Source organism: Pedobacter sp. ASV28, from assembly GCF_016428855.1.
Lineage (GTDB): Bacteria > Bacteroidota > Bacteroidia > Sphingobacteriales > Sphingobacteriaceae > Pedobacter.
Genome location: NZ_JAELTN010000102.1, coordinates 1 through 11,399, shown reverse-complemented (window position 1 = coordinate 11,399; position 11,399 = coordinate 1). Strand labels below are relative to the sequence as shown.

9 protein-coding genes are annotated in these 11,399 nt (G+C 37.4%); 7 read left to right on the top strand and 2 right to left on the bottom strand.

What is annotated here, in order from left to right; translation table 11 throughout:
• Positions 1–61: 61 nt before the first annotated feature.
• On the top strand, positions 62–178 hold the full coding sequence (locus JHD79_RS23240) for a hypothetical protein (RefSeq protein WP_370583370.1): 117 nt from the start codon (positions 62–64) through the stop codon (positions 176–178).
• A gap of 1,059 nt (positions 179–1,237) precedes the next feature.
• Positions 1,238–2,854 carry a murein L,D-transpeptidase gene (locus tag JHD79_RS21810; protein ID WP_199121478.1) on the top strand — a complete coding sequence of 539 codons (1,617 nt, stop codon included), beginning with the start codon at positions 1,238–1,240 and terminating at the stop codon, positions 2,852–2,854.
• Positions 2,855–2,861: 7 nt separating this feature from the next.
• Here JHD79_RS21810 and JHD79_RS21805 read toward each other — a convergent pair whose 3' ends face one another.
• Entirely contained in the window at positions 2,862–3,002 is a 141-nt protein-coding gene (locus JHD79_RS21805; RefSeq protein WP_199121477.1) for a hypothetical protein, read from the bottom strand.
• 40 nt (positions 3,003–3,042) lie between these two features.
• Positions 3,043–3,891, bottom strand: a complete 849-nt coding sequence (locus JHD79_RS21800) for a hypothetical protein (RefSeq protein WP_199121476.1) — start codon at positions 3,889–3,891, stop codon at positions 3,043–3,045.
• Between the two features lie 127 nt (positions 3,892–4,018).
• On the opposite strand from JHD79_RS21800, the gene JHD79_RS21795 reads away from it, so the two are divergent.
• From JHD79_RS21795 to JHD79_RS21775, 5 genes are all read left to right on the top strand, one after another.
• Positions 4,019–6,460 (top strand): mechanosensitive ion channel family protein, encoded by a 2,442-nt coding sequence (locus JHD79_RS21795; RefSeq protein WP_199121475.1) that lies wholly within the window; start codon positions 4,019–4,021, stop codon positions 6,458–6,460.
• Positions 6,461–6,726: 266 nt separating this feature from the next.
• The gene (locus tag JHD79_RS21790) at positions 6,727–8,190 is read left to right on the top strand and encodes a matrixin family metalloprotease (protein WP_233164829.1); all 1,464 of its coding nucleotides are present in this window, start codon (positions 6,727–6,729) and stop codon (positions 8,188–8,190) included.
• Positions 8,191–8,516: 326 nt separating this feature from the next.
• The gene (locus JHD79_RS21785) at positions 8,517–8,867 is read left to right on the top strand and encodes a DUF2200 domain-containing protein (protein ID WP_199121473.1); all 351 of its coding nucleotides are present in this window, start codon (positions 8,517–8,519) and stop codon (positions 8,865–8,867) included.
• A 145-nt stretch (positions 8,868–9,012) separates the two neighbouring features.
• Complete coding sequence (locus JHD79_RS21780) at positions 9,013–10,239, top strand: DUF1016 N-terminal domain-containing protein (protein WP_199121472.1); 1,227 nt, start codon at positions 9,013–9,015, stop codon at positions 10,237–10,239.
• Positions 10,240–10,473: 234 nt separating this feature from the next.
• A partial coding sequence (locus JHD79_RS21775; RefSeq protein WP_199121471.1) for a S41 family peptidase occupies positions 10,474–11,399 on the top strand: 926 nt, incomplete at its 3' end.

The following is an 11,399-nucleotide window of genomic DNA, read 5'->3' as shown; positions in this document are numbered from 1 at the left end:
CATTGCTAATGCAGGTCGGTATTTTATTAGTTATAATATCAATACCGCTGCTGCCTTGTTGATGAATTCGAGAATTATGCTAAATGGTTCTTCCCTTTCAGGTTCCGTAGTATCCCCTGGAATATCGGTCCCGCCTAATATAACGGCAATTACAGAACTAGATGTATTGGCAGCATAGCCACTGGAAAGTGTAACTGCATCAGAACTGGTCACCAACTTTGCCCATGCACTTCCTGTATAATGATAATAGCCACTTGTTCCATCAGTCTGATATACGATCAAACCTGTTGCAGGAGTTGCAATAGCTGTGCGCTGTGCACTGGTCATGCGGGGAGGAAGAAGACCTTTGGTAGTCGACTGAATTTCCAACATAGAAGAAGCATTTGGCGTAGTTGTACCCACACCAACTTGTGCTTTGGCATCTGCCATAAGCATAAACAGACCCATTACGGGCAACACTAATAGAGAGCGTTTCATTGTTAAAGTTTTTTAGAGGTTAATTGATTAATTATTTTTTTAATTAAGTTATTAAAAATAAATTTTCTTTCAAAGCAAAATTTATTTTAATTTTTAAAAGGTGTAAAATCAACAAAATGTCTGGCTTTTGTTCCATCTGCTCTTAATAAACAGTTAACCATAGGCGATCAATTTGTTTGATGTATTGGACTACGCTTTTAAATCAGGAGGCCTCTATTCAATTAGGGATAGAAAAAATTGCAAGAAAAGTCGACAGACCTGTATTTTATTTAAAAACAAGTTATATAAAACGAGGCTATTATGAGGTAGACTGTGTGCCTATTTGCTTGTTTCCCCTAAGTACTTCAACGTTTGAAATAACCGAACTACATACCCGATTTTAGAAGATCTCATCAAAGAAGAGCCAGCTTATTTGCTTTGGAGCCACCGTAGATGGAAATACAAGCCAGAAAAGATAACTCGTGAAAAGCCTATAAAAGATTATGAAGTAGAAAATAATACATTATAGTACATTTGTATAAGTTTAGGCTACAATATTATCCAAAACCGAAGTGAAGGAGCTGGATAAGGATATTTTTCATACAGATTCCTCCTGCCCTGGGAAAGATAAAGTGGAAAATCGGCAACAGATATAGGGTTCAATAAGTTAATAACCATATCGAACGCCCTTAATATATTAATTATTTAAAATTCTTGTCTGTTCTATTTAAATAAATAATTTGCATCATAAATTTCTTTGTATAGCGTAAATCCTAATAATATGGACAATGGTTCTCAATATTTTTCGAAGCTTTCAAAGCAGTTAGTGGGCTTTGCTTGCCTAGGCCTGTTCTTTCTTTCAATGGGCTGCAATGGAAGGCCTACAGATCGGGTTGGGACGAGAGATAACGTAGTTAAAAAAGTGAGTATTGATGTTAGAACCTTAAGGGTTGATACGTTGGCAATACATAGCTTCCTGTCTCGCCGCAGTGCATTCACTGAGTTCGCAGAAGACTTTAAAGCATTTTACAGCTCACAGGGATATCATTATGTATGGTTTGACCAAAATGGCCTGATTGAAGCGGCACAGCATCTGTTAGGACGTATAAATGCGGAGGATAATGACGGTATTTTAAAAAAACTGCCTTATAAAGAAGAACTCTCTTCATTAATGGATCAACAAAAAGAGAAAAACTTTATGCCGCCATCACTCGAGCTGGAGTTGATGCTTACCGCCCAATATTTCAGTTATGCCAAAAATAGGTGGGGTGGGGCAGAGTTGGCCAAGGCAAAAGACATTGGTTGGTATTTGCCTGGTAAAAAGCTTTCCTACTCGGAACTATTGAAAAAACAGTTGACAGTTTCGTCTGCCGATGTAGAGCAGGAAGCGGTAATTCCACAATATATCGCTTTGCGTAAAATGCTTAACCACTATCAGGAACTTGAGAAAAAAGAGAAGGAAATATTGGTTCCCCAACAGGAGATTATAAAACAGCCAATTATTGGTGATACCCTGGCTATGGTTACAAAACTTCGTGAACGTCTATTCCAGCTTGGTGATCTTCAGCGTATATCTCCATCCAAAATCTATGATCAAGAACTTGCAGATGCGGTTCTACGTTTCAAAAAACGTCATGGAATAAAAGAAGATCCTTCACTCGATTCTAGGTTCCTCAAAGAAATAAATGTTCCCCTACGTGCTAGGATACAACAGATAATGATCAATATGGAGCGGATGAGGTGGATCCCGCTAGGTGACCATGGTAGTAAATTTATCTTGGTGAACATTCCTGCCTTTCAATTATATTATTATGAAAATAATAAACTCAGTTGGACCTGTAAGGTAGTGGTGGGAAAAGAAATGAGCCAAACGGTTATTTTTGCAGGAAATCTGCAAAATATAGTCTTCAGCCCATATTGGTACGTTCCGCAAGACATTATAAAAAAAGAAATTTTGCCTGAAATGAAAAAGGATCCCGATTATCTTGACAAACATCACATGGAATGGAATAATGGACATGTAAGGCAAAAGCCCGGTGCCGATAATTCACTTGGGTTGATTAAATTTATTTTTCCCAATGTTAACGATATCTACTTGCATGATACGCCTTCAAAACCACTATTTAATGAAGATATAAGAGCTTTTAGCCATGGTTGCATAAGGGTAGAGCAACCAAAGGAACTTGCCCAAAGTCTACTGGAAGACATGCCTATATGGACATCCAAACGTATAGATCTGGCCATGCGGAGTGGAAAGGAGCAATGGGTTTCACTCAAAACTAAGGTTCCGGTATATATTGGTTATTTTACCGCCTATGTAGATTCTGCCGGACAGCTGAATTTTAGGGAAGATATTTATCATAAAGATGCCCGCTTGTTGGATATGCTCATGCAATAATAGAAAGTTATGGCTTAATGGTATACCTATCTGTAGTAATCATTGGTAATTTGTTGCCTAGCATTTTGATGATCACCTCTACCCGGTCATTAAGAGGAACATAGGTTTTGTCTTTTTCAATATATTGATAAGTAACTTCGGTGGTCAATTTTGTGACTTTAAACTTCAGCTTTAGCAATATTCAGAATCTACTTCCGATATAGTGGAGAACGTTTTAATAGATATTGGAGGGGATTGCTATATCCGCCATCAGTATTGGTAAAAAATGCCCTGTGGCTTTGGCTATAGATATTGGCGTTGGTATCTGTATAGATACTTAAGCTCACGGAAACATCATAGCGTTGCTGTGCATTTGAAAAAGTAGATCCCGAAGATCTTACACCTGTTACTTTGTCGTCTCCGTTTCTTTTAACGTTCGTATTTGCATTGTCGCTGGTATAGCTCGTTTGCGATGATCTGTTCTGTTTAATAGTTCCGTCAATTACATATTCTACACCAAGGATATTGCATATTTCATTTATGGTAAAGCCGGTAATGTTATCCTTGGTTACACCAGCTTTTGCCAATAGCGCATTGGTTGTTCTTGTGTCCAGAAGGGTATAACCTGCGGAATGCTGTGAGAGAAAACCATAGGCATCCTGTTGGGCACTTAGCCCTACTTCTTCGGCACCGGGTTGGTTTTCGATCAGGAAATGGAAAGGCAGCACAGCTATGCGATTATGATGGTCAGTTGGGGAACCTTTCATCACTATTTGATCCTTTGCTCGGATGTCCGATGGCAGGGGGGGCTGATTAATAATTTCTACCCTTCCACTTGAATGGATGATCTTTAAGATATCTGATTTCTTTACAGTGTATTCAAGTGTTTCGCCATTATAGATAAACGTAAGTTCGGTATCGTTGATTTTGGTAATTCTACCCTTCATTTCATCACCATTCAATTTGAGGATAACATCTGTCTTTTCAGAAGTTAGGGTTTGGGCAAAGGCATTTATCGAAAATAGTACTGCCAAAATAAAGAGGAGAGGTCTGTTCATGAGCATGTCATTTTATTTTTTTATAAATTTAGTTTTTATGTACTTAGAATTATATCGTTTAGCGAATATTTTTTATTTTCAGGCCATTGATTTAGGTTAACTGCTTTTTTGTTCATAAAGATATTAAATGCGACTTCAGCTTTTCTGCATATTGAATTTATTTATCCTGCTGATTTGTTTCGGCAGTGCTGCCTACGGTCAAAAAGATACCGTAAATGGTAGTAGAGGATTTGTGGCCAAGATGCAGGCGTTTGCAAAAGCATCGGCCATACGGAGTGCCGATGACCTGCAGGTAGATAAAGCTGAGCAGGTACAGGAAGCTACCTTGATAGAAATTAAAAAACATCTCCAGAAAGCGAAGCTTTATCTTAGGACAGGTTTAGATACGACGGCAGCAAAGAACGAATTACTGCTGATTGCCAAACATACAAAATTAGCTGGAGATGGCGTTTTTTCAAACAAGGGCACATCGCAAACCTATCGAAATCTGGTGACCACTGAAAAGATATTAAAGGCCTTATTGGGAAGATGTAACCTGCAAAAAAATAAATTGGACAATCATAAGAAACAATTGTCCAATTTCAAGTACCAGATAGACTCACTTGCCAGTACCAAAGAACTATTTAAATTTTCAACAGATTCGGTAAAACTTTCAAAGTACCTACAGGCCTTGGTCGTATTGGCAAAAGAGGTTGCTCCAGTAGATAGTGTGATAGATCGTTCCATTGTACAAACACAATCCTTACAGAACCAAGCAAACCTGCAGACTTATAGTTTGGAAAACAGTTTGGATGAAATAGAATCGTTCCAAAGACAGATGTCCAATCACCTCTTTAAGAAGGAGTTTACTTTTGTTTGGGAGCCAGGAGGGTTTTTCAGGCCATTTCAACAAATTGTTGCCTATTCTTTGCAGAAAGGAAAACTGAACTTGCGTTTTTTTGGAAGTAGTAATGTTGGCATTTTGTTGGGGGTGATGTTGTTATTGGTTATCTGTTATACCTTTATTTTGTCTTTGAAGAGTACCTATTTTAAAGAAGTTAACAGCAAGGAGCTAAAGGAGGAAAATTTAATGCTTAGATATCCTTTGGTATCGGCTATTTTTATTATTTCAAATTTGTCACAGTTCCTTTTCAATGCACCTCCTTTTATTTTTAGTCTATTTTTTTGGCTTATTTCGGCAGTCGCTCTTACTTTCTTAATGAAAGGTTTCATTTCTAGATTTTGGATGTGCTCTTGGTTGGGGTTGTTGTTGTTGTTTGTTTTGGCGGCTTTTGATAATCTTATACTTCAGCCTTCTACGGTTGAAAGGTGGAGTATGTTACTGTTGTCTTTAGCGGGCATTATATTAGGACTGCTGATATTGAAAACAGGAAATAGAGAAGAACTTCGTGAGAAATTGATTATTTATGGGATAGCACTAATGACCATTTTGGAAGTTTTCTCATTGGTTTTTAATGTGTTGGGTAGTTACAATTTGGCTAAGGCATTGTTGGTGGCTGGATATGTTAATGTAATCATCGCAATTATGTTTCTTTGGACAGTGAGAATAATCAATCAAGGTCTACAACTGGCATTTAATCTCTATACTAGACAGGACAAAAGTCTTTTCTTTATAAATTTCGATCGTGTTGGGCAAAGGGCACCTGTGTTATTATATGTCTTGTTGGTCATAGGATGGTTGATCTTGTTTGGCCGTAATTTCCCCGCCTACACTGTTGTAGTTGAGCCCGTAAGGAGCTTTTTCTTTGACCAGAGGGCCATAGGAAGCTATACGTTCAGCATCAGTAACCTGATCCTGTTTTTCTTCGTGGTTTCAGCAGCTGTGGTCATTTCAAAGGTGGTTTCTTTTTTTGCAGTAGACAAACGCTCCTTTTCCAAACCACAAGATGGTAAAAGAGGTATAGGTAGCTGGATATTGCTGATTCGTATAACCATTATCCTTTTAGGATTGTTTTTGGCCTTTGCTTCTGTGGGTATTCCCATAGATAAAATTGCTATTATATTAGGAGCGCTGGGTGTTGGTATAGGATTTGGCCTACAATCTTTGGTGAATAACTTGGTCAGCGGATTGGTCATTGCCTTTGAAAAACCTCTAAATCTAGAGGATGAAGTAGAGGTGGCGGGTAAAAGTGGTATCGTAAAATCTATTGGTTTTAGAAGCAGTATAATTAGCACCTCTGATGGTGCGGAAATTGTCTTGCCCAATGGCGATTTGCTCAATTCCCATTTGGTGAATTGGTCTAGTGCTACCAGTAGGCGAAGGTCATCTATTGTTGTCAATATAGCTCATGGTGAAAATCTACAGTTGATTAAAGATGGCATCATAAAGATATTGTTAGCTGACGATAGAATATTGAAACATCCGGAACCTACCGTGTTTTTCCAGGATATAAGTGCCGAAGCACTTGAACTACGTTTGTTCTATTGGAGCAAGCAAGCTAAACTGTTATTGGAGATAAAGAGTGACCTCATCATGGCCATTAACCAGCTATTTCTTGAAAATGAGATTAGAGTACCGTATCCGAAACAGGAAATTTTTATTCACAATACCATAAAAGAAAAAAAATAAGCTTTTTTTATTCTTAAAAGGCCAAAAGTTAAAGATGTCATTTTCCTTTTAAAATATTAATATAATATTGACTGCCTTCAAAAATAGAATTGATATTTATGTTGGAGATTGGCATTGAAAAATATTTTTTTACTTGAGACGATTTTACATTTTATAAAAAGTTGTATATTAGTAAAAACCTTATTGTGAACTATTTACGTCTCTCTCTTCTCTTCCTTTTGATGTCCATTTCTTCATATGGGCAAATCGCTACTTGTATTGATAAAATGGCAACAACAACGCTTGGTGTTGGTGAAAGTGGTGTACTTGATGCAAGTGCCAAATGGACAAATGGAGCCATACTACAGGTTCGCTTTCTTGGAGGCAGCCCATCTGTGCAGCAAAGGATCAAACAATATGCCAGGCTATGGGAAAGCTACGCCAATATCAAGTTTAATTTTATTGAGTACGGGAATGCAGATATCCGTATTGGATTTAATAGGGGTGGTTATTGGTCATATGCAGGTACGATTGCAAAACGTTTTGGTCAGAATGAGCAAACCATGAATTTTGAGGGTTTTAATGATTATACTTCCGATACTGAGTTAAAGAGAACAGTTCTTCACGAATTTGGACATGCACTTGGTTTGTTACATGAGCACAAATCTCCTTTGAGCAGGATACAGTGGAATAAGCAACGGGTATATGCTTATTTTCTTCAAACTCAAGGTTGGTCTCCAAGTCAAGTGGATGAGCAGGTTTTAAATCGCTATAGCGTTACCATGTCGAATAACGAATACGATCCTACTTCCATTATGCACTATCCCATAGATCGTTCATTGACGATAGATGGTTATTCCGTTGGGTGGAATACAGAACTTTCGACAGGCGACAAGAAACTGATCGGGGAAATGTATCCTTTCTCTACAGTTACGACTACAACTTCGACTGGAGGAGGTGGTAATAATAGTTCGCTTGTTTCTTGTAAGCTGAATAATGTAACGATAGATCACAATATCCTGGTTGGGGGGAAGTATGGCATGCGGATAAAAGGTTCTTTTCAGGTTAATAACTCTAATGGGCGCAAATGTATGTTCGTCGCTTATTTCTATACATCTGATGGGACACCCTTGCGTGACTTTAACCAACAATATTATACTTTAAATGGAAATGTGTCGGTAGGCAAAGACGTTATTCCAATCTATGATGCTAGTGTTTTCAATAATGAAGAATTATTCATTCCCTATGATGAGCTACATTTGTTAAAAGGAAATCACAATTTAAAGGCTGTTGTTTCTATTTTTGATGACCATAACAGGGAAATTGCACAGGGAGGGGCTACTTATTTTACTTATCGAAATGGTGCGGTCTTTTCAGATATTATAAATGTTCAATCTTTCGATAACACGAATTTTAGGCTTATTGTTATGCCAAAGTTTACTATACAAAATGCACGAAGTGAGCGCTTTATGGTAACCGCATATTTTTATTATCAGGATGGTACGCCTGTAACCTATTTTGATCAGGCATTGGGACGAAATGCAAATCTAGCCTTCAGCAATAGTTTCACTCCACAATATGATAATACAACTTATAACTATGGTTATTACAGTGATTTATTTTTATATGTACCTTATAATTATTTTTCAATCCTGAATAGACGTACCTATTATAAATATTATACTGCAATGTTCAAAGATGGGGTACAGGTTGCCAAAAGTCCCTGGACTACATTTTACCTTGATAAATAACGGCAGGGTTTGTCTATTGATAAACTTTATCTCATGCTCTTGAAGCTTAGGGAAAATATAAGCGAAGGGTTTGCGCTAACAAGTAAAGGTTGCAGTTAAATCAAAGAATATAATTTTGAGTCATAGGACACAGATAGCTTTTCGCGCTCTAAAATCTGATCTTGATAATTGCTTGAAACAGATGTTTCTCATAGATGAGATTAAAGTCCGTTAATTGCGGGACGTTATAGCGCTATATGCTATGAGAAGGAAAAGATCTGAAAAAATACTTTCTGTAGAGATCAAGAAAAAAACTACCTTCAAACTTTAATAACAATAACAAAACAATGGATAATAAAAGGGTATTTAAAATGTCTTTTGCAGGTGTTTATCCGCATTATATTCATAAAGTAGAAAAAAAGGGCAGGTCAAAGGAAGAACTGGATGAGGTTATTTGTTGGCTAACAGGGTATAATAGACACACGTTGCAGCAACAGATCGATCTAAAGATAAGCTTGGAAACCTTTTTTGAGCAGGCACCACAAATCAATTCCAATGTCGCAAAAATTACCGGTGTGATCTGTGGATATCGTGTAGAAGAGATCGAAGACCGGCTCATGCAGAAAATCCGGTATATGGATAAATTGGTTGATGAACTGGCAAAAGGCAAAACAATGGAAAAAATATTAAGGAAATAGTCATATTTGGCAGTAGATGGCCTAATAAGAATGCTATAGGTACCATGTAATTATTCCGTAAATATGATTACTTCAAAAAATATAAGCTGTATTCATAAATGTATGTTAAACAGTAGAAAAACAATCATATAATAAGATAAGATATATGAAGAGGAAGAAGATAATAACCGACCAAGATTATGCCGATTTTCGGATAGCTAATATAGTGGATGTCATAAAGTCGGAACAGCATAAGATGCTTAGATTGATGAATGGCAGGATACTGGATCTATTTTGGTCTATTGGTGGCTTACTGAATGATGCATTGTATGAAAAAAAGCCCGCAATAAGTCAGCTTATAAGGCAACGGCTAGCTGCTAAGCTCATACCCGAATATGGTGCATACTTTTCTGCCGAAAACCTGTCCGTTATGCAAGATTTTTCGGCAACATGCTCTCTTGAAAAACTACAGGCCATTAAGGAAAAGGTAAGTTGGAAATACATTAGGGTGCTTAACCAACTGCAAGACCAAAATGCATGGATACATTACATACTTCTTATCTATAAAAAATCGCTAAATCCCGATCAGTTGCAAGAGATCATAGACAAGGATACGCCTACGTTTAAAGATAGAGCAGAACAGGACCTGCATTACCTATGGGTAGACCATAAAGATTTACATCACAGAATGATCATGGATGTAGACCAATTCTTTAAGGGTAATGGCTCGACCGATTTTCGTCGGTTGCTCGAACCTAAAGAACGGGTTTTTTATGACGGACTAAATGATGAATTAGAAGTGGAACTGTTGGCTAAAACTCAGGAATGTATCTACTACTTTCAAAGTTTCTGCTATGACATTACCCAGACACGCATCAATTACGCTTTTCAGTATATAGGTCAGGAAATGTCAAACGCGATTGTGGCCATAGCTACAACAATAATGCAGGACGATATGGTAAACAAGGTCATCGCGGAACTGAATAATCGTTATTTAGATAAGGCATGGCTTTTAGACTGCCTGAAATTTGGGAAAGCATACGAGAATGACTTCGCCGATTTTCTCCATTTTGTAAGCTTTGCCCACATTAAGGTGCTGTTAAGCGTTACAGACAAATTGGAAAGGCAAGGATATGCTACAGTAGCCTATGAGAAAAAATTAACTCCAGAGCAGCTTGCAGCTTATATAGAGGCCAATAAACTAAAACCTGAAACCGTGATAGAGATTGCTTCAGAAGCCGCTAAAAAGAATGATAAGGTTACGCTCAAAAATGGCAATAGAATGGTATTAATGACAACTCATGTGGTTGAGCTACCACTTGATCGAGAAGCTAAAAATAGTTGGAATATTTTTACCGATCCTGATATCATGGCGTTTTTAAGAGATGCTTAATGCGTGTATTCCAGCTAATCATAACAGGATTTGCAGTAAACGATATAAAGGGCGCTAAAATGTAAGCCTTAAGCCAGGTACATAATTGCGCCGCTTTAAGTTTCAATGATTTGATATGTAGCTTGGCTAACCATTACGAACTGTAACTTTTTATTAAAAAAATTGAACCGACATAGTAAAATCTTGTAATGCATACGTGTATATCTTAAAAGCCCATACCATGGGCTAAAAGATATGAGATTATATAAAAGCAAGAAATTCTATTTGTTGTTTACTTTAGCCCTGATATTAATTTCTTGTAAAAAAGAGAAACAGGTAGTACAGCTACTCCCCGAAGATCGGCAATGGATTTTAGATAGCATGCAGGTCTATTATTATTGGGCAGATCAATTACCTAATTATCCATTGCAAAATGGTAGTTCCATTTCCTTTTTTAAGAGTCTGCTTTATTCGAAAGATAGATTTTCTTACATAGAAGATCCCGAAAATCTGCCAAGCACATATTCGTCTTTTGCGTATTATGGCTTTGAATATGCGCTGATGGAGAGTACGGCTTTTCCGGGACGTTTATTGGGTATCATTACACTGGTTGTGCCGAATGGGCCAGCTGCCAAACGAGGTTTAAAACGAGGTGATATTTTCACGACCGTAAATGGAGTTGAACTTAGTAACACGACTGTAGATAAGATTAATCAGCTTTTAAAGTTGGGAGCGGATATTGCCATACAAACTGCTAGTATTGAAAAGGGTCAGTTGGTCGGTAAGGCATCTTATGTTATTTCTTACGCTTATTTTAGGGAACAGCCCGTATACCTAACTAAATTATTTACCAATGGAAATAAAAAAGTGGGCTATGTTTTCTATAATGGTTTCTATGAAGAGTTTGACCGGAATATACTCGATTCTATATCGAAATTTAAAAATGGCGGTATTAGTGACCTTATTTTAGATTTACGTTATAATCCTGGAGGAGCGGTATCCTCTGCTGCTAAAATTGCTGCCGCAATTGCTCCGGTTAGCGAAACACAAACATTCATTATTAGTAAGGCCAATAAAAATGGAGGTCAATTCATTGAAACATTTGCCCAAAGTATCAATAAAGGAAATACCTATCCCGGCACCTTTAGCCAAGTGAGTGCATATCGCATAAATATCCATAC